Below are 18,466 nucleotides of genomic sequence, written 5' to 3' on the forward strand. Positions count from 1 at the left end.
CATATACATTGAAGAGGATGCCGCCATTGGGCATCCTCCTTTTTTCGTTACAGCATCGGATGTTCTTCGAGATGCCGATAAATCTTTTCCACGAGTTCATCCGGCGTTTCGGCGCTGACAAACTCACCGTTGACGAGCGCAAACAGCGTTTCCGCACAGCGCGTGCAATAGCTTAGGCAACTGTATTCGATAATATCGAGATTCGGGTCTTTTTCAAGCTGTTCCATCGCCTCGTACGACCCGCTGGCTAAGTTGCTGATGCAAAATTCGATGATTGGCAAAACCATGCGCATGTTCACCTTCCTGTTTCCCATCGTAGCCGTTTTGCCGCGCGCCGTCAATGAACATGCTTGCCAAGCAGGAAGCGGGCGGAAAAATTATTGTTCTTTTGTCACAATTTCGTTATACTTTTTTATGGCATAAGCGGCTTACGAAACTGGACAAAAGGGGATTTTTAACCATGAGACAACTTGTACTGCTCGGCGGAGGATACGGCAATATGCGGATTTTGCAACGCCTCCTCCCGGATCATGTGCCAAACGGCATTCATATTATCCTCATTGACCGCGTTCCATACCATTGTTTAAAAACGGAATATTACGCGTTGGCTGCAGGAACGGTCAGTGACCACCATATTCGCGTCCCGTTCCCGGAACATCCGCAGCTGACGTACGAGTTTGGTGAAGTCGTCTCCATTGACCTTGACAACCAGATCGTTCACCTGAAAGACGAGCGCAGCGTCCGTTATGACGAGCTGGTGATCGGATTGGGCTGTGAGGACAAGTACCACGGGGTGCCGGGCGCTGATCAATACACCTACAGCATTCAATCGATCGACAAAGCGCGCGCCGCCTACGAAGCGCTGAACAACTTGCCGCCCAAGTCGACCGTCGGCATCGTCGGCGCCGGCCTGAGCGGCGTGGAGCTGGCCAGCGAGCTCGCCGAAAGCCGCCCTGATTTGCACATTAAACTGTTTGACCGCGGCGAGCGCATTTTGCCGATGTTTCCAAAACGGCTGAGCGATTATGTCGAAAGCTGGTTCGACGAACACAAGGTTGAGATCATTCGCCACTCCAACGTGACGAAAGTTGAGCCGGGCGTGCTGTACAACCACGATGAACCGGTGCCGTGCGACGTCATCGTCTGGACGGCCGGCATCCAGCCGAACCGCGTCGTCCGCGAACTCAACGTGGAAAAGGACAAGCAAGGCCGCGTCATCTTGACGAAACGGCACCATATCCCCGGCTATGAAAACGCCTACGTCGTCGGCGACTGTGCGAGCCTGCCGCATTCGCCGAGCGCCCAGCTCGCCGAAGCGCAAGCCGAACAAATCGTCCAAGTGCTGCAAAAGCGCTGGAACGGCGAAGAGCCGCCAAACGAATTCCCGCCGATTAAGCTGAAAGGCATTCTCGGCTCGCTCGGGAAAAAACACGGCTTCGGCCTTGTGGCAGACCGCCCGCTCACTGGACGGGTGCCGCGCCTGTTAAAATCGGGCGTTCTTTGGATGTATAAACACCACAACGGCTATTAAGCCTTGCGCGGCTGTCCATAAAATGGCAGGCGCAAAGCAGCAGGTTCAGTGAGAACGCGTGCTGGCAACCGACACCGACCCATCATCGTCGAAATCTTATGGCTGATCCGGCAGCGGACCAAAGGGTTAGGCGACATTTCTAACGACAGTATGAGCAGCTCTTGTCGCCGACCCGGCGGCTGACCAAACGCGAAGGCGGCGGGGACCTCCCCGCCGTCCGTTCGCTTTCCTCCCCATGCGCCGCCGCTATGACGAACGGTAGCCGTATTTCTCCATTTCTGCGCAAATGGTCTTCAGCCGCGGGTTGCCTTCCGCCACCACCGTTCCTTCGATCACCACGACCGGATACACCCAATCTTCTTCAACGATCGTTTGCGCCAACGCCCGTTTTCGTTCATCATCGGCAGGAGGCTGAAAAATATCGACGTAGACCATCCGGAACGGCTGATCGGGATACTTGCGGCGCAACGCCGCTTCGAGCCACTCATACGTCTCTTTCGATGACGGCAGCTGCACGCAAGCCGGGCAAAGGACGTCAGCCCCGTAAACACAAATTTCAACCGGTTGAAACGCCATCATTGTCACCCTTTATGCAAGCAAAATTTATCATTAGATTTTTTCCCCTGTCACGATTATAATAAAAAGTAAGGAAAGGAGTCGATGGAAATGACGGACCAAGAAATCAAAGAACAAGTGCAAGAAGTGTTGGATAAACTTCGTCCGTTCCTGCTTCGCGACGGGGGCGACTGCGAGCTCGTAGACGTAGAGGACGGCGTGGTCAAGCTCCGCCTTCTCGGCGCATGCGGCAGCTGCCCGAGCTCGACGATCACGTTAAAAGCCGGGATCGAACGCGCGCTGTTTGAAGAAGTGCCGGGCGTCGTCGAAGTAGAGCAAGTATTCTAAAGCGGAACATCCGAACAGCTCACCGCTGTTCGGATGTTTTTTTGTCCTCCTACGGCATCCGACGACGAAAAAGCGTAACGGACCGCCCCGTTTTCGTTCCCGCTCCAAAGACCCGTATCGACCCTCGGCGTGCGCGAAGAGGAGGCGGACGGCGGTCGGTTCTCCCAACGCCGAAAAAACACTCACGCTTCCAGCGCGAGCTTGTAGACGCGGCTGCCGTGCGGCTCAACGGCCAGCCTAGCGACTTCGCAGCCGGGAAAATGCGGCCGCAGCCGCTCGGCGAGACGAGCGCCGTCCCCTCGTTCCGCAAAAACGAGCACCGTCGGCCCCGCCCCGCTTAGCGCCGCGCCGATCGCCCCGTATTCGAGAGCGAGCGCCTCCGCCCGCTCAAGCTCGGGAACGAGCGGTTTCCGATACGGCTGATGAAACAGATCGGCCGCCATCATCCGGCCGGCAAGCCGCCAGTTTTTTGTCAGCAGCGCCGCAACGAACACATTGCTGATGGCGCTCGCCTCGACGGCCCGCTGCCTCGTCCATTGTTCAGGCAGCTGCCCGCGCGCTTTTTTCGTCTCCAACTCATAGGCTGGGATCAATGCCACCATTTCAATGTCCACATCGGGAAGATGAACGACATCCACACCTTCCTCGCGGTAGCAGCCGATGACCAGCCCTCCGTACAGCGAAGCGCCGACATTGTCCGGATGGCCCTCATAGCGGGTGGCCAGTTCCATCTTTTGTTCGCGCGACAATCCTAGTTCAAGCAGCGCATCGGCCAGCTCGATGCCGGCGACGACCGCCGCCGCGCTGCTGCCGAGTCCGCGTGTGAGCGGAATGTCGCTGGACACTTCCACCGCGCAGCTCGGCAGGCGCCGGCCGTAAACATCCGCCGTTTCGGCCGCCGCTTGATACACCAAATTGTCGGTTCCGCGCGGGATGGCGCTCACCTCGGCCGTTTTCGGCACAAAGGACCACGCCTCCGCCAAGCGGACATCAAGCGTTAAGTAACGGGAGACGGCGAGCCCGATCGAGTCAAACCCAGGACCTAAGTTCGCCGTGCTACCCGGAACGACGATCTTCAACATCTCGTCTTCTTTCATGCGCGGACAACCCCTTGCAAATGCTCCAAGACAACTTGTTCATCGTTCGGCAGCACGATCGGTTCGATCGCCGCGGTCTCCAAGGCGATGGCCGGGTCTTTTAAGCCATTGCCAGTGAGAACGGCGACAACGAGGCTGCCGCGCTCGATTTCATTCCGCTCGCGCTGTTTGATCACTCCGGCAATGGCAGCGCATGACGCCGGCTCAGCAAAAACGCCTTCCGTGCGGGCAAGCCGTTGGTAAGCCGCCAAAATTTCCGCATCGCTCACTTCATCGATTTTTCCGCCTGATTCGTTCGCCGCTTCGACCGCTTTCTGCCAGCTCGCCGGATTGCCGATGCGGATCGCCGTCGCAACTGTCTCCGGCTGTTCAATCACTTGATTGCGGACGATCGCTGCCGCCCCTTCCGCTTCAAAGCCGCGCATTTGCGGCAATCCCGTTCTTTTCGCTTCGTGATACTCCTTAAACCCTTTCCAATAGGCGGTGATGTTGCCGGCGTTGCCGACCGGAATGGCGAGCACGTCCGGCGCGCGCCCAAGCTGATCGCACACTTCAAACGCTGCCGTTTTTTGCCCTTCGATTCGGTACGGGTTGACGGAGTTGACGAGCGTAATCGGTGCTGTTTCGCTCAGCCGGCGCACCATGCTGAGCGCTTCGTCGAAATTGCCGTCGATCGCAAAAATCTCCGCCCCGTACATGGCGGCTTGCGCCAATTTGCCAAGGGCGATCTTTCCGTTCGGGATGACGACAAGGCAGCGCAGCCCCGCGCGCGCTGCATACGCGGCCGCCGAAGCAGACGTATTGCCGGTGGAGGCGCAAATGATCGTATGGCTCCCTTCCTCTTTCGCTTTCGCCACCGCCATCACCATGCCGCGGTCTTTAAACGACCCCGTCGGGTTCGCTCCTTCCACTTTGACGTACAGCGTAATCCCGAGCTCTTCCGACAACCGCGGCAACGGGATGAGCGGCGTGTTTCCTTCACAAAGCGACAGCCTTGGCGTTGCTTCGGTCAGCGGCAAAAAGTCGCCGTACGCGTCAAGCAGCCCTCTCCATGTCATCACCGTTTCTCCCCTTCCACCCGATACGAGCTTTGCACCCGCTCGACGATTTCCAAATCGCCCAGCTGCTGCAAAATCTCTTCGTAGTCTTGCTGCGAAGCGTCATGCGTGACGATGACGATTTCGGCGAGGCCGTTTTCCTTCATCGGCAGCTGCAAAATCTTTTCAAAGCTCACTCCGCGCTTGGAAAACAGCGTTGTAATTTTGGCAAACGCCCCTACTTGGTCTTTCACGTGAATGCGCAAAAAGTATTTCGAGAAAATTTCGGTTGGAGCTTTTAACTGTTTTTCATATTGCGGCGCAACGGCATAGCGACCGTTGACGCCAAGGCGCATATTTTTCATCACCGCGACCAAGTCGGAGACGACCGCCGTCGCCGTCGGCAAGCTGCCGGCGCCCGGCCCGTAGAACATCGTTTCTCCGACCGCTTCACCGTAAACGTACACAGCGTTATATTCATTCTGGACGGACGCGAGCGGATGCGAATCGGGCAAAAACGTCGGCTGAACGCTGACTTCCACCTTGTTACCATCGCGCTGGGCGATGCCGATCAGCTTCATCGTATAGCCGAGCCGCTTCCCGTAATTTAAATCCTCCTCCGTCACTTCTGTGATGCCTTTCGCGTTAACATCGTCCAAATCGATATCCATGGAAAAGCCAAGGCGGGCCAAAATCGCCATCTTCCGCGCCGCATCGAGCCCTTCGACGTCCGACGTCGGATCGGCTTCCGCGAACCCGAGCGCTTGCGCTTCGGCGAGCGCCGCTTCATAAGAGGCGCCGTTTTGCGCCATGTTCGTCAAAATGTAATTCGTCGTCCCATTGACAATGCCCATAAGCTTCGTAATCCGGTCCGACGCCAGTCCATCCACTAAGCTGCGCAAAATCGGAATGCCGCCGGCGACGCTCGCTTCATAGAACAAATCGCAATGATGCTCCGCCGCCACCCGGAGCAATTCAGAACCGTACACCGCCATTAAATCTTTGTTCGCCGTCACCACATGTTTTCCTTGGCGCAACGCCCGCAGCAGCAGCTCCTTCGTCTCCTCAATGCCGCCCATCACTTCGATGATGACGTCCACCTCCGGATCGTCGATCACCTCGGCGGCGCTCGTCGTCAGCAGCGCCGGATCGACCTCGACATCGCGCGGTTTGTTGACGTCGCGGACAAGAATTTTCTTCACCTTGACTGGACATCCGACTTGATGCATCAGCTTCTCCTGATGGTTTTCAATGATTTTGACCACGCCGCTGCCAACGGTCCCTAATCCTAACAAGCCAACTAAAATCGGTTTTTCCATCTTCCCCGCCCCTTCTGTTTACCCACAGTAGACATTTGTATTTTTATAGTAGACATTATAAAAGACGGCCGGCCGTTTGGCAACGAAAATTTTTGCGGCGACCGATTTACCGGCGCCAGCTGCCTCCCATCGCGGAAAAGTTATGACGGCCGATTCACCGGTGTTAACGGCGGCCGCCCTTCAAGCACAGCGATGATGTTGTCGCGCGCCAACGCCATCATCGCCCGCCGCGTTTCGTACGTGGCGCTGCCGATATGCGGCAAGGCGACAACGTTCGGAAGCGAAACGAGCGGATGGGCGGGATCCACCGGTTCTTTTTCAAACACATCGAGCCCGGCCGCCGCGATCTCTCCATGAACGAGCGCCTCATACAGCGCCTGTTCATCGACGACCGCCCCGCGCGCCGCATTGATGAAAACCGCTGATCGTTTCATCCGCCGAAACGCCTCGCGGTTGAACAAATGACGCGTCTCCGGGGTGAGCGGCGTCAAGCAGACGACAAAATCGCTCTCCGCAAGCAGATCGGCAAACGGCCGGTAGATGGCGCCAAGCTCCGCTTCCGCTTCCGGGCGGCGGGAACGATTGTAATACAAAATGTTCATGTCAAACCCTTTCGCCCGCTTCGCCACCGCCTGGCCGATGTTTCCCATGCCGACGATGCCGATCGTTTTGTGATGGACATCGGCACCCGCAAGCAAAAACGGGCTCCAGCTTTTCCATTTCCCTTCTTTCAAAAATTCAGCCGCTTCGACGAGGCGGCGAGCGGTGGCTAACAGCAGCGCGAACGTCAAATCGGCCGTCGTATCGGTCAGCACATCCGGCGTGTTGCATACGACGATGCCGCGCCGAGTCGCTGCCGGCACATCAATATTGTCATAACCGACCCCCATGTTGGCGACCACTTTCAGCTCCGCCCCCGCTGACAGCACCTGTTCACCAATCGGATCGGACACCATCGGCAAAAGGGCCGCCGCCCGCTTTGCTTTTTCCACGAGCACATCGTTTGGCACCGCCACGTCCTCATGCGGCCACATCTCCACTTCAGCGATAGCCGAAAGCGGGGCCACAACATCCTCTGGCAGTTTGCGCGTAATAAAGACGCACGGCTTCGTCATGATGCCACTCCTTCTTCGTTTTTTCTAAATCTTATCACAACTCCGGCGAAAAAAAAACGGTAAGTTGTCCCCCCATAGCTCCGCTCATCCTTCCGTTTTCCAGCGGCCAAGCACGCCGAGACTCGGCTTGGATGAACGGAAGCACCGCTTCTGGCAAGCAGACGCCAACCAGTCCTCCCGCCTCACCCGGCGCTCAAATGAAGCCAACGGCGGTCAACGAAACAGCGGGCGCCAGCGCCGCGGCCCCCGCTCCCCCTTCTACGCCGGCGGCAGCCACTCGACCGCCGGCAGACGCACGCGTTCGGCGATGCCGGCAATCTCGGCAAACGAAGCTAAAAATCGCTCATACTCGTGCGAGCCGTCGAGCAGCCGCCGCAATTCTTCCTCGCGGCGCGTTCGTTCCTGTCCATCCTCCGTCAAATAGTACGCCTCCACACACTCGAAATACGGAAGCGGAAACAACAATCGGGCGTAAACAAGCCGCCAAGCAAACGGCGACAGCGGCGACACGTGCCCGTAGTCTTGGAAAAACCGGCGCACCTCCTGCCGGCATTCCGGCCCGTGCCGCCGATACAAATCACGCACCCATTCCGCCAAATCGCGGGCGCAATGGTCGTACACCCAATCGGTCGGCAGCTTCGCCTCGGCCCCTTCGATCCAGCCAGCCTGAGGCAGCCGCTCGTGGCAAAACGCGGCGTAATCAACGCGAAGCGGCTCCTCATCGAGTTCCGTATCGGCCACATATTGGACGGCGTTTTCCGCCAACCCTACATAATACGGGAACGACTCGATGAACAGCCGGTCAAACGGCGACGCCGGGCCGTTTGCCACCATGTTCGTCCAAAACGCCTCCATTTGGTCGATCCGCTTCGCCCACAGCTCCCGCCATTGGCCGATGCGCCGGCAAACCGTAATGGGCAGCGGGCAAGAACGCCCGTATTCGTGTAGCAAAGCAAGCTCTCGGCCGAGCTGGCGCAGGCGCACGGGCGGAAGCGGCGCGCGGATGAGCGCCATCGGCCGTCCCTCATAGACGGCAAGATACGTTCCGGCTTTTGTTTTCACCAGCTCCCCGACGCCGTTCACCCCTTTGGCCCGCAAATAGCGGCTGATGTGCTGGCGCTCTTCCATCTCCGCTTCGCTCCGCCCGTCAGCGGGAACGAGAAGAAAGCGTTCTTGCTGCCCCCAGATCACGGTCTGCCTCCCTTTTGACTCCAGCCGCTCAACGCGCACTCCATACTCGCTATGCACCCATTGCTCCATGGACCTTCCTCCTCATTCGCGTCCATATTGACTCGAAAACCGCTTGCCCCCTCTTCCTCCCCCGCCCATTTCCGCGTTGGGGAAAAAGCATTTGCCCTTCCTATCTCTCCGTCCGCTTCCTTGTTGGCTGAGGCTCGCTTTCTCCTCCCCATCCCCCCGCCCGTTTCCGCGTTGGGGAAAAAGCGCTGGCCCTTGGATCCCGTTCTAGCGACGCTGCTCGGCCGAGCAGCCCCCATTTCTTCTCCAACCGGCCGCCGACAGTCGTCTCGTCCGGCGGAAAGCGAAAAGCCTCACCGCTTTGTTTGGCCGCCGTTCAGCGTCGCGCAGCCAAACAGCCGAAGCGAACTCGATTCTCTGCCCGTCAAGGCAGCCCTTTAGATCGGCCACCAAAGGGGCTATTGTTTATATATGCGGCCCGCTGAGCATTTTTCTTTATATGACGGACTGTTTTATGACATGATACATATATATATAAAACGACTTTTCAAAAGAAACAGGTGACATGTGATGAGCGAAGGCATGATGAATCAGTTGGAACAAACCGCTCGGCGTTGGCTCGAGGAGCGGGGCGTAACGGTGGAAAAAATCGCTGAACTCGTCTATTATTTGCAATCGAAATACCATCCGGATTTGACGATGGACGAGTGCATCGAAAACGTAAACCGCGTCATTTCAAAGCGCGAAGTGCAAAACGCCATTTTAACCGGCATTCAGCTCGACCGGCTCGCTGAGGCCGGACGGCTCGATGAACCGCTGCAATCGATCATCCACCGCGATGAAGGGCTGTATGGCGTCGATGAAATTTTGGCGCTGTCGATCGTCAACGTCTACGGATCGATCGGCTTTACCAACTACGGATACATTGACAAACAAAAACCGGGCATCCTGCAATACTTAAACGATAAATCAACCGGCAAATGCAACACGTTTTTAGACGACATCGTCGGTGCCATTGCCGCGGCGGCGTCAAGCCGTTTGGCGCACCGGGCCGCCAACGCCGAATAATGGATCGCCACGCCCCGACACGCTCGGCTGATGGCCGGCTTTTCCCGCGCATCCGATGATAAGCAAACGCCGCTTTGCCAAAAAAGGCAAAGCGGCGTTGTTTACAGGCGCTCCATCCACTCTACCAGCGAATCGGCCGTATACGTCGGCTGCCGCTCATAGCGGGCGAGCATCTCTTTCGTCGTCACGCCCGTATGGACTAAAAGCGTATCGATGCCGGCGTTCATGCCCGCTACTATGTCGGTTTCGTAATAATCGCCGATCATAAGCACGTCCGCTTTCGGAACGCCGAGCACGTTGAGCGCCTGCTCCATAATGATTTTTTCCGGCTTGCCGATAAACGTCGGCTTCACTTGCGTTGAAACGGCCACAACCGATGTAATGGCTCCGTTGCCCGGCAATAGCCCGCGCTCGGTCGGCAAAGCGATGTCCCCGTTTGTGGAAATGAACATCGCGCCGTTGCGGACAGCAAGGCAAGCGACGGCGAGCTTCTCGTATGTCAGTTGCCGGTCGATGCCGATGACGACGACATCCGCGTCCTCGCCGGCAAAACGAAACCCTTTGTCCGCCAAAGCCGTGCGGATTCCTTCTTCGCCGATGACATAAACGGACGCGCCTGGCTTTTGTTCAAAAATGTAGTTGGCGGTTGCTTGGCTTGTCGTAAAGACGTGCCTCTCTTCCGCCGGCACGCCGAATGACCGCAGTTTTTCCGCCACCTGCGCCGGCGTGCGCGATGAGTTGTTGGTGACGAACAAATACGGAATGCCGCGGCGGTGCAGTTCATTGACAAACTCGCGCGCTTCGGCGATACATTCCGTGCCGCGGTACATCGTTCCATCCAGATCAATCAAATAGCCGTTGTAACGTTTCATGACCTCTGTTCCTTTCTTTTCCATAATAGGCGGCCGCCGCGCCAGTCTGTTCAGATCGCCTTGAGCCGGCGAGAACGCCGCGCTTCCTCTCCCAATGCTCGCGCTGCCGCAAGCCCGCGGGTCCACCGCTTCTGTCTTTCCTCGTTCCGCCGCGCCGGCGTCCAAACACGGAAGGCAACCGGCGCACACCGATGGATGTCGCCGTCCGATCAATTGCGAAACGCCGACACCGGCCCGAGCTCGCTTTCGAGATAATCGCGCACCGCTTTCGGGTATGCCTCCAACGCCGGCAAATGGGCAGCCAAGCTGGCGCGCAGTTTGGCGTGATCAACAGCGGTGTAGTCGTGAACGAGCATTTTCCGATGAGCGATGAACGCTTTCAGCTGTTCGGCGTCCGCCGGGGCAATCACCCGTTCATCAGTCAAAATGTCAATAATGTCATTGTAGCTGCCTGGGTCGCGCATAATAAAGCCGTCAATCATGGCATTGCCGACGTCCAAAACGGCTTCGATGAGGACATGAGCGATTCGCTCGAGCGCCAGCCGCTCTAACGGTTCTTCCCAATGCCGCTGCGCCTTGTAACGCTCAAGCATTTGTTCGATGCAGCGAAGCCGATCTTCCAGCTTTTTGCGGTCAACAAAATACATCGCAGATCCCTCCTTCGTCTCGTTTGCTCCTATGGAAAAAGATGCAATATTCACCGTTCGGCCAATGGCGGGACGGACATCGCCACTTCTCCCTCCGTCCGCTCCCGTTTTCGGCGCTTGTTTGCTATGATGGTAACGAAGGGAGCGAAAGGGGGAGCAGAAGATGAGCGAACGGTTTTATTTGTATGACGAAACGGTTGAAGCGGCGGTGCGCTTCGTCAGCTTTGCCGGCGAAAACCGCCGGTTCGATTTGGCGCTTGTGGAAACGGACCGGTTTTACGGAAAATGGCTCGTGCTCGACTTGCAGAGCAACCGCTTCGCGATTCTCGGCGATGACGATTTGGCCGAGCCGGGCTATTTGGAACGCACATACGAGCTAAAGATCGAAGACGCCGACGAGTTGCGCGCCTTTTTGCGTGAATGTCTTTCATAACCTTCCTCGGTTTGGGGCATCTTATGAACCAACCCGGCAGCAAGGAAGGTGAGGCGAATGGCGGAACGGGAAACATATGCCGATGTTTCCACCGTCGAGAAACAGCGCAATTTCTTAACGGCCGAGGAATTTCCCGAAGGGCCGTACGGATCGCCGTACCGCGCGGACGCGCCGGTCGAAAATAAAAGCACACCGTGGCGGGAAGGGCAGCGACCTTACAGCGCCTTCAACTATGAATTCAAATCGCTGCACCAAAACATTCCAAGGCGCGACCCGGCCGCGCACCCGCCGCACGACGACCCGCGCAAAAGCGAACAGTTCCCGTACAACGAAGGGGAATGACGAAGCAGCCGCCCGCCCCGGAGCGGCTGCTTCGCTTATCCGCCCATCAGCGCCGCGACATGGCGGCTTCACCGCTTCACTTTACGAAGCACAAAATAAGCGCAGCCGAAGTTACAATATTCGTACAAATATTCCGACAACGTGCTGATTTTCGTATCATGCGTCGCTTTTTGATTGTGGTCGTCAAAAAATCCGCGCAGCCGCAGCTGATTGTATCCCCAGTCGCCGACAATGTAGTCATACTTCGCCAAAATATCGGCGTACCGGGCGCGAAAGGCTTCTTCGTTAAAGGCGTTTTTCACATTTTCCACCAGCTCGTAACAATGGTTGTTGATGCAAATCACGGGAGTTCACCTCGCCTTTCCACTTCCATCATAAACGATGCACGACACCCAATCAATGACGGTTATGAAACGCCGCGACGCGTGCCACCCTAAAAGCGAAGGGGGTGCTGACGATGAGACGACCATGGTGGGCCGCTCTGTTCGGAACGGCTCTTGTCTTGAGCGGCTGCGCACAAACCGCCCAAGACGACAATACCAAAGTCTATAAGCGAAGCGGGAATACCATCAACGTCACCGACCGCAACGAACTGTACAATGAAAACGGAGTGCCCAACGGCGATGACACGCCGATGAACAACTTCGGCTACGTCCGCCATCAAAAAAGCCCGATTGCTGGCGACGCCAACGGCTATAACGACATGCCGTCCTTCAACCGCGAAAAAGCGGCCGATTTGATCAGCAAACTGTGCACCCAGCTGCCGGGTGTCAAGGACGTCGCGACGCTCGTCACGGATGAGGAAGTGCTCGTCATTTATGACGCCGACACGAACAACCGGCAGCAGACCGCTGACCAAGTCAAAAAGACGGCGCTGTCTGTCGTGCCTCGCTACTATCACGTCTACATCGCCGACAATCCGCAGCTGATGAAAGACATTGAACGCTTCGGGCGCTTGGACTCAAACACGCGCAACATCGATCAGATTCTTGACGCCACCATCCAGCGGATGTTGAAATATCCGCAAGGAGCGAAGCTAAGCGACGGCGAAAACGAAAACGGCGAAATGATCAACGAAATGAACGACCGACTCGATCGCGATTTCCGCGACGGAACGCCGCGGACGACAAAAATGGGGCAATAACGCTCACGCTTTTCGATCGCCTAACCGCTTGCCGAGGAAAGAAAACGGTCTGCCTTTTTCCAAAAGAGGCACGACCGTTTCTTTTCGCCTATTCGCCGCCCGCGGGCGCCAGCCGCTTGAACCTAGGCCTTCAGCTGCCGCGCTTTCGCCGCTTCGTTCACCTGCTCATCGGCATGATACGAGGAGCGGACGAGCGGACCCGCCTCGCAATGGCTGAACCCTTTGCTTAATGCGATCTCTTTCAGCTCCCGAAACTCATCGGGATGGTAGTACTTCACCACTTTCAAATGTTTTTTCGTCGGCTGCAAATACTGACCGATCGTCAAAATGTCGACATGGTTGGCGCGCAGATCGTCCATGGCCTCGATGATCTCCTCTTTCGTTTCCCCAAGGCCGACCATGATGCTCGATTTCGTCGGGATGTCGGGCTGCAGCTCTTTCGCCCGCCGCAAAAACTCAAGCGACCGTTCGTACGTCGCCCGCGCGCGCACTCTTGGCGTCAAGCGGCGCACCGTTTCAATGTTATGGTTCAAAATGTCCGGTCGGGCATCCATCAGCGTCTTCAAGTTTTCGTACACCCCGCCCATGTCGGACGGCAGCACTTCAATCGTCGTAAACGGGTTTTTTCGCCGGATGGCGCGCACCGTTTCGGCAAACACGGCCGCACCTCCGTCTTTCAAATCATCGCGCGCCACCGCGGTGACGACGACGTGTTTTAAGTTCATGATGCGCACCGATTCGGCGACGCGTTCCGGTTCCTGCCAGTCGAGTTCGGTCGGCAAGCCGGTTTTGACGGCGCAAAAGCGGCAGGCGCGCGTGCAGACGCTGCCTAAAATCATAAACGTGGCCGTCCGCCGCACAGCCCAGCATTCGTGAATGTTCGGGCACTTCGCTTCCTCGCAGACAGTATGTAAACGGTGTTCCCGCATCAACTTCTTCAATCCGACGTAGTTCTCGTTCGTATTTAATTTGATTTTCAACCAATCCGGCTTGCGGACGTGTTCTTCTTTCGTCGCCATCGTTCTCACTCCAGTTAGATCGTTATTCATTTCTCATTATAATGAAAAGCTCGCGAAAAGACAAAAAAATCGCCGTCCGACTGCCTTCCTCCTTTTTACACTTCTTGCTTCTTGGCGCCAAAGGACGAGTGCGCTTAGTCCTACAAATTTTGCCATTGATGAATTCCTTCTTTCTCCCCAAACTAAAGGATAGGAGACGAGCGGAAAAGGGGGGATCCACGTGCACCGATGGCTACTGGCCCTATGGGTGGTGGCGATATTGTTCATCGCCGCCGGCGCCGCGGCCGCAGCTGAAAATAATGAAGAAGACGTTTATGAACGACGCATGGAGCTGTATAAAAAAGCGGAAGCCGTTTCACTCATTCCATGGTATTACTTTGCGGCCATTGACCAATACGAGCGAAACGTCCGCCAAGTGCGCCGCGATTTGCCCAAACCAACCGGCGTCCTTGGTATTTACATGAAGCCGGCGGTCTGGGCGGGACCGCTCAATCCAAACCCGCATGATACGAATCCGTTCACCATCTCCCAGTTTGGCGGCCTCGGGATAGATGGGAACGGGGATGGAAACGCGCGCGCTGACGACGATGAAGATGTCATCATGGCGATGGCCCGCTATTTGCAGACGTACGGCATTGATCACCGCCAGATCAAGATCGCGCTTTGGAACTATTACCAGCGCGCCAAGACGGTCGACCTGATTTTAGGAAAAGTAAAAATTTATAAAAAGTATCAGACATTACAATTGGACAACCATGTGTTTCCTCTTCCGCTGCGGGCGAATTACAGCTACCGCGACACATGGGGTGACGCGCGCGGCTGGGGCGGGCGCCGCATCCATGAGGGAACGGACATTTTCGCTGGCTACGGGGTTCCGGTCCGCTCGACGTGCTACGGCATCGTCGAATTGAAAGGCTGGAACAACTACGGCGGCTGGCGCGTCGGCATCCGCGACATCAACAACACGTACCATTATTTCGCCCACTTAAACGGGTTTACCGCCCAGTTACGGGAGGGGCAAATCGTCAAGCCGGGAACGATCATCGGCTCGGTCGGCAGCTCCGGCTACGGCCCGCCCGGCACGGCCGGAAAATTCCCGCCCCATCTTCATTACGGGATGTACAAAGACAACGGCTACACCGAGTGGGCGTTCGACCCCTATCCACATTTGAAAGCGTGGGAGCGGGCCGAGCGGCAGCAACAAAAACGGCGCTGATCGCCCGTTCGGCCGATGGGCCGAACCGTGGCGCAGCGCCGTTCATTTCGTTCTGTGAGCGCGTTGCTTTTTCACTTCACCGCCATGCAATGGCTCTTTCGCTTCGCCGCCTCACCCATAGCGTCAATGCCCGCCCAAATACGCCTGCTTCACTTGCTCGCTCGCCTGCAGCTCAGCCGCCGTTCCCGACAACACGACGCGGCCCGATTCGAGGACATAGGCGCGATCGGCGATCGAGAGCGCCATATGGGCGTTTTGCTCGACAAGCAAAATCGTCGTCCCTGACGCATTGATTTCCTGGATGATGCGAAAAATCGTCTTGACAAGCAGCGGCGCGAGCCCCATCGACGGTTCGTCAAGCAAAAGCAGCTTCGGACGAGCCATGAGCGCGCGGCCGATGGCAAGCATTTGCTGCTCGCCGCCCGAGAGCGTGCCAGCCAATTGCTTGCGCCGCTCCTCAAGGCGCGGAAACAGCTGAAAAACGTTGGCAAAATCTTGTTGAATGCCGGCTTTGTCTTTGCGCAAAAACGCACCGAGCTCCAAATTTTCCTCGACCGTCATGTTGGCAAACACGCGGCGCCCTTCCGGCACGTGGGAAATGCCTTGCTTCACGATCGTCTGCGCCGCCTTGCCGGCGATCGAGGCCCCTTCGTAGACGATGTCGCCGTTTTTCGGCTTCAACAGCCCGGAGATGGTTTTCAGCAGCGTCGTTTTTCCCGCGCCGTTTGCGCCGATCAGCGTGACGATTTCGCCTTTGTTTACCTCAAGCGACACGCCTTTTAAGGCATGAATATTGCCGTAAAACACATCGATGCCATTCACGTTCAGCATGTCACGACACCTCCTCGCCAAGGTAAGCCTCGATCACTTTCGGGTTGCTGCGCACTTGTTCCGGCGTGCCTTCGGCGATCAGCTGGCCGTGATCCAACACGTAAATGCGCTCGCATATGCCCATCACAAGCGACATGTCATGCTCAATCAACAAAATCGTCAAGGCAAACCGTTCGCGAATGAACGCGATCAGCTTCATCAATTCTTTCGTCTCTTGCGGGTTCATGCCGGCGGCCGGCTCGTCAAGCAAAAGCACCTTCGGCTGCGCCGCCAGCGCCCGGGCGATCTCAAGCCGCCGCTGCTGCCCGTACGGCAAGTTTTTTGCCTTCTCATGCTTGACGCTATCAAGCTGGAAAATGTTCAAGAACTCGATCGCCTTCTCTTCCATTTCCTGTTCGCCGCGAAAATGGGAGGGGAGGCGGAAAATGGAGCTCAGCATCGAATGGCGGGCGTGCGCATGGTAAGCGACTTTCACGTTGTCCAAAACCGACAGCTCGCCAAATAGGCGAATGTTTTGAAACGTGCGGCTGATCCCTTTGCGCGTAATTTTGTACGGCGGCAATCCGTTCAACGTCTCGCCGTCCAGCATAATCCGCCCTTCCGTCGGCACATACACGCCCGTCAGCAAGTTAAACAGCGTCGTTTTTCCCGCGCCGTTCGGCCCGATGAGCCCGATGAGCTCCCCTTGATGCAGCTCCATCGTCACGCCGGAGAGCGCCTTCAGCCCGCCAAACTGGATGCCGACGTTTTCCGCTTTAAGCAACGGTGTTTTTGCCGCCATGGTTCACTCCCCCTTCCGTCTTCCGCCATTTCCAAAGCGAAGACAGCTCTTTCGTCCCCATCAGCCCGGTTGGGCGGTACAGCATAACGAAAATCAGCACGAGGCTGTAAATGATCATCCGCGTTTCCGGATAGTTTTGCAAGAACGTCGAAACGATCGTCAGCAACACGGCGGCGATGACCGAGCCGGACAAACTGCCGAGGCCGCCTAAAACGACAAAAATCAAAATGTCAAACGACTTTAAAAAACCGAAGTTCGACGGCTGGATGATGTAAAAATGGTGCGCGTACAACGCTCCGGCGATGCCGGCGAAAAACGCGCCGATCACAAACGCTGCCACTTTGTAATACGTCGTGTTGATCCCCATGGCATCGGCGGCGATTTCATCCTCGCGAATCGAGATGCACGCCCGTCCGTGCGTCGAGTTTGTGAAGTTGGCAATCACCAAAAGCGTCACCAACAGGCAGGCGAACACCCACGGCCATGTCGTCATGTGCGTCACCGTCATGCCGCTCGCCCCGCCAACGTAATCGATGTTAAGCAAAGCAATGCGGACAATTTCGCCAAACCCGAGCGTGGCGATCGCCAAGTAGTCCCCTTTTAAGCGCAAGCTCGGCACGCCGATGATCAGGCCAGCGAGCATCGCCGCCACCCCGGCGGTCAAAACGCCGACCGCAAACGGCAGCTGCAGCTTCATCGTCATAATCGCGGAGGCATAGGCGCCGACGGCGAAAAAGCCGGCATGTCCGATCGAAAACTGCCCGGTGATGCCGATGATCAAGTGAAGGCTCGCGGCCAACATGACATTGATCGCCATGAAAAAGAGGGTATTGACATAAAAGATATTTAACATTCCGCTGGCAATCAGCCACTCAACAACCGCGAAAAAGGCGAAGGCCAGTATGACGGAACCCCAAAATCCACGCGTCCGCTTCCAAGTTGCCATTGTCCCTACCATCCTTTACACTTTTTCTCGTACGTTCTTGCCAAACAATCCGGCCGGCCGGAAAATCAGGATGAGAATCAAAATGACAAACGCCACCCCGTCGCGCCAGAGCGAGTAGCCGAGCCCGCTGACAAGCGATTCAATGACGCCAAGCAACAGCCCTCCAACCATCGCTCCGGGAATGATGCCAATTCCGCCCAACACAGCGGCGACAAACGCTTTCAACCCGGGAAGAATGCCCATCAACGGCTCGATTTTTGTATAATAAATGCCAAAAATGACGCCGGCCGCCCCCGCGAGCGCCGAGCCGATGGCGAACGTGGCCGAAATCGTGTTGTCAACGTTGATTCCCATCAACCGAGCCGCTTCCGCATCATGGGACACAGCGCGCATCGCTTTCCCGATTTTTGTCCGGTGGACGATAAATTGAAGAAGGATCATCAAAACGAGGGACGTGCCGAGGATGAACAGCGACTGGCTGCTGATGACCACCCCAAACAGCTTCAAATTCCGATCCGGGAGCAGCGTGCTCGGATACGCTTCCGGCTGCGCCCCGCGCAAATAAATCGTCACGTACTCAATGAAAAGCGAAACGCCGATCGCCGTAATCAAGACGGCAATGCGCGTCGCATTCCGCAGCGGCTTGTAAGCGATCCGCTCAATCACCATCCCCAGCACCGCGCAGGCTGCCATCGCCAATAGCAGCGCCGGAAAGAAGCCAACGCCAAGCATCGTCACCGCATAAAACCCAACGAATGAACCAACCATAAAGACGTCGCCATGGGCGAAATTAATGAGCCGGACGATGCCGTACACCATCGTATAGCCGAGGGCGATGAGCGCATAAATGCTGCCGAGCGAAACGCCGTTCACGAGCTGTTGAATGAGTTCCATGTCTGCACGCTCCTTAACGAAAACTCGTCATTCATCAAAAGAAGCGCCGGACAGGGGAGCTGTTCCTCCCCCGT

The 18,466-nt window shown here is 56.7% G+C and carries 22 protein-coding genes; 7 read left to right on the forward strand and 15 right to left on the reverse strand.

Annotation, left to right across the window (positions count from 1 at the left end; all coding sequences use genetic code 11):
• Positions 1-47: 47 nt before the first annotated feature.
• Positions 48-287: a YuzB family protein gene (locus ACTVIM_RS14610; protein WP_033018740.1), complete on the reverse strand. Its 240-nt coding sequence runs from the start codon at positions 285-287 to the stop codon at positions 48-50.
• A 173-nt stretch (positions 288-460) separates the two neighbouring features.
• Between ACTVIM_RS14610 and ACTVIM_RS14615 the strand changes: the two genes are divergently transcribed.
• On the forward strand, positions 461-1,531 hold the full coding sequence (locus tag ACTVIM_RS14615) for an NAD(P)/FAD-dependent oxidoreductase (protein WP_445613004.1): 1,071 nt from the start codon (positions 461-463) through the stop codon (positions 1,529-1,531).
• A 246-nt stretch (positions 1,532-1,777) separates the two neighbouring features.
• Here ACTVIM_RS14615 and ACTVIM_RS14620 read toward each other — a convergent pair whose 3' ends face one another.
• Positions 1,778-2,107: a YuzD family protein gene (locus tag ACTVIM_RS14620; RefSeq protein ID WP_033018742.1), complete on the reverse strand. Its 330-nt coding sequence runs from the start codon at positions 2,105-2,107 to the stop codon at positions 1,778-1,780.
• Between the two features lie 84 nt (positions 2,108-2,191).
• Between ACTVIM_RS14620 and ACTVIM_RS14625 the strand changes: the two genes are divergently transcribed.
• Entirely contained in the window at positions 2,192-2,434 is a 243-nt protein-coding gene (locus tag ACTVIM_RS14625; RefSeq protein WP_011232431.1) for a NifU family protein, read from the forward strand.
• 182 nt (positions 2,435-2,616) lie between these two features.
• Here the strand turns inward: ACTVIM_RS14625 and thrB are convergent, their stop codons facing one another.
• The 5 genes from thrB to yutH all read right to left on the reverse strand — a co-directional run bounded on the left by thrB (position 2,617) and on the right by yutH (position 8,262).
• Positions 2,617-3,531 (reverse strand): homoserine kinase, encoded by a 915-nt coding sequence (gene thrB / locus ACTVIM_RS14630; protein ID WP_033018743.1) that lies wholly within the window; start codon positions 3,529-3,531, stop codon positions 2,617-2,619.
• Positions 3,528-4,589 carry a threonine synthase gene (gene thrC / locus ACTVIM_RS14635; protein WP_033018744.1) on the reverse strand — a complete coding sequence of 354 codons (1,062 nt, stop codon included), beginning with the start codon at positions 4,587-4,589 and terminating at the stop codon, positions 3,528-3,530. Before thrC ends, thrB begins: the two co-directional genes overlap by 4 nt.
• Complete coding sequence (locus ACTVIM_RS14640; protein WP_445613005.1) at positions 4,589-5,887, reverse strand: homoserine dehydrogenase; 1,299 nt, start codon at positions 5,885-5,887, stop codon at positions 4,589-4,591. The genes thrC and ACTVIM_RS14640 overlap by 1 nt, the downstream gene beginning before the upstream one ends.
• A 140-nt stretch (positions 5,888-6,027) precedes the next feature.
• Complete coding sequence (locus ACTVIM_RS14645; protein ID WP_445613006.1) at positions 6,028-7,002, reverse strand: 2-hydroxyacid dehydrogenase; 975 nt, start codon at positions 7,000-7,002, stop codon at positions 6,028-6,030.
• A gap of 258 nt (positions 7,003-7,260) precedes the next feature.
• Positions 7,261-8,262, reverse strand: a complete 1,002-nt coding sequence (gene yutH, locus ACTVIM_RS14650) for a spore coat putative kinase YutH (protein ID WP_445613007.1) — start codon at positions 8,260-8,262, stop codon at positions 7,261-7,263.
• A 507-nt stretch (positions 8,263-8,769) separates the two neighbouring features.
• Between yutH and ACTVIM_RS14655 the strand changes: the two genes are divergently transcribed.
• Positions 8,770-9,267 carry a phosphatidylglycerophosphatase A family protein gene (locus tag ACTVIM_RS14655; RefSeq protein WP_033018750.1) on the forward strand — a complete coding sequence of 166 codons (498 nt, stop codon included), beginning with the start codon at positions 8,770-8,772 and terminating at the stop codon, positions 9,265-9,267.
• A gap of 101 nt (positions 9,268-9,368) precedes the next feature.
• On the opposite strand, the gene ACTVIM_RS14660 is transcribed toward ACTVIM_RS14655, so the two are convergent.
• Entirely contained in the window at positions 9,369-10,139 is a 771-nt protein-coding gene (locus ACTVIM_RS14660) for a TIGR01457 family HAD-type hydrolase (protein WP_033018774.1), read from the reverse strand.
• Between the two features lie 209 nt (positions 10,140-10,348).
• A complete protein-coding gene (hepT, locus tag ACTVIM_RS14665) occupies positions 10,349-10,786 on the reverse strand; it encodes a type VII toxin-antitoxin system HepT family RNase toxin (protein ID WP_445613008.1) in 438 nt (145 codons plus the stop codon).
• 163 nt (positions 10,787-10,949) lie between these two features.
• On the opposite strand from hepT, the gene ACTVIM_RS14670 reads away from it, so the two are divergent.
• Positions 10,950-11,219, forward strand: coding sequence for a DUF3055 domain-containing protein (locus ACTVIM_RS14670; protein ID WP_144976158.1), 270 nt, complete (start codon positions 10,950-10,952; stop codon positions 11,217-11,219).
• 57 nt (positions 11,220-11,276) lie between these two features.
• Entirely contained in the window at positions 11,277-11,561 is a 285-nt protein-coding gene (locus tag ACTVIM_RS14675) for a cytosolic protein (protein WP_445613009.1), read from the forward strand.
• Between the two features lie 68 nt (positions 11,562-11,629).
• On the opposite strand, the gene ACTVIM_RS14680 is transcribed toward ACTVIM_RS14675, so the two are convergent.
• Positions 11,630-11,905, reverse strand: coding sequence for a YutD family protein (locus ACTVIM_RS14680; RefSeq protein WP_033018755.1), 276 nt, complete (start codon positions 11,903-11,905; stop codon positions 11,630-11,632).
• Positions 11,906-12,018: 113 nt separating this feature from the next.
• Between ACTVIM_RS14680 and ACTVIM_RS14685 the strand changes: the two genes are divergently transcribed.
• Positions 12,019-12,705 carry a YhcN/YlaJ family sporulation lipoprotein gene (locus ACTVIM_RS14685; protein ID WP_445613010.1) on the forward strand — a complete coding sequence of 229 codons (687 nt, stop codon included), beginning with the start codon at positions 12,019-12,021 and terminating at the stop codon, positions 12,703-12,705.
• Between the two features lie 122 nt (positions 12,706-12,827).
• On the opposite strand, the gene lipA is transcribed toward ACTVIM_RS14685, so the two are convergent.
• Entirely contained in the window at positions 12,828-13,724 is an 897-nt protein-coding gene (gene lipA, locus ACTVIM_RS14690) for a lipoyl synthase (RefSeq protein ID WP_144976165.1), read from the reverse strand.
• A gap of 220 nt (positions 13,725-13,944) precedes the next feature.
• On the opposite strand from lipA, the gene ACTVIM_RS14695 reads away from it, so the two are divergent.
• Entirely contained in the window at positions 13,945-14,940 is a 996-nt protein-coding gene (locus ACTVIM_RS14695) for a M23 family metallopeptidase (RefSeq protein WP_445613011.1), read from the forward strand.
• A 123-nt stretch (positions 14,941-15,063) separates the two neighbouring features.
• On the opposite strand, the gene ACTVIM_RS14700 is transcribed toward ACTVIM_RS14695, so the two are convergent.
• Genes ACTVIM_RS14700 through ACTVIM_RS14715 form a run of 4 tightly spaced genes read right to left on the reverse strand, consistent with a single transcriptional unit; the run spans position 15,064 to position 18,392 of the window.
• Positions 15,064-15,771: an ABC transporter ATP-binding protein gene (locus ACTVIM_RS14700; protein WP_144976169.1), complete on the reverse strand. Its 708-nt coding sequence runs from the start codon at positions 15,769-15,771 to the stop codon at positions 15,064-15,066.
• Between the two features lies 1 nt (position 15,772).
• Positions 15,773-16,552, reverse strand: coding sequence for an ABC transporter ATP-binding protein (locus tag ACTVIM_RS14705; protein ID WP_339232375.1), 780 nt, complete (start codon positions 16,550-16,552; stop codon positions 15,773-15,775).
• A complete protein-coding gene (locus tag ACTVIM_RS14710; protein ID WP_033018761.1) occupies positions 16,527-17,498 on the reverse strand; it encodes a branched-chain amino acid ABC transporter permease in 972 nt (323 codons plus the stop codon). The genes ACTVIM_RS14705 and ACTVIM_RS14710 overlap by 26 nt, the downstream gene beginning before the upstream one ends.
• Before the next feature lie 15 nt (positions 17,499-17,513).
• Entirely contained in the window at positions 17,514-18,392 is an 879-nt protein-coding gene (locus ACTVIM_RS14715; protein ID WP_445613012.1) for a branched-chain amino acid ABC transporter permease, read from the reverse strand.
• Positions 18,393-18,466 lie beyond the last annotated feature (74 nt).

This window comes from Geobacillus sp. YF-1, assembly GCF_052692335.1.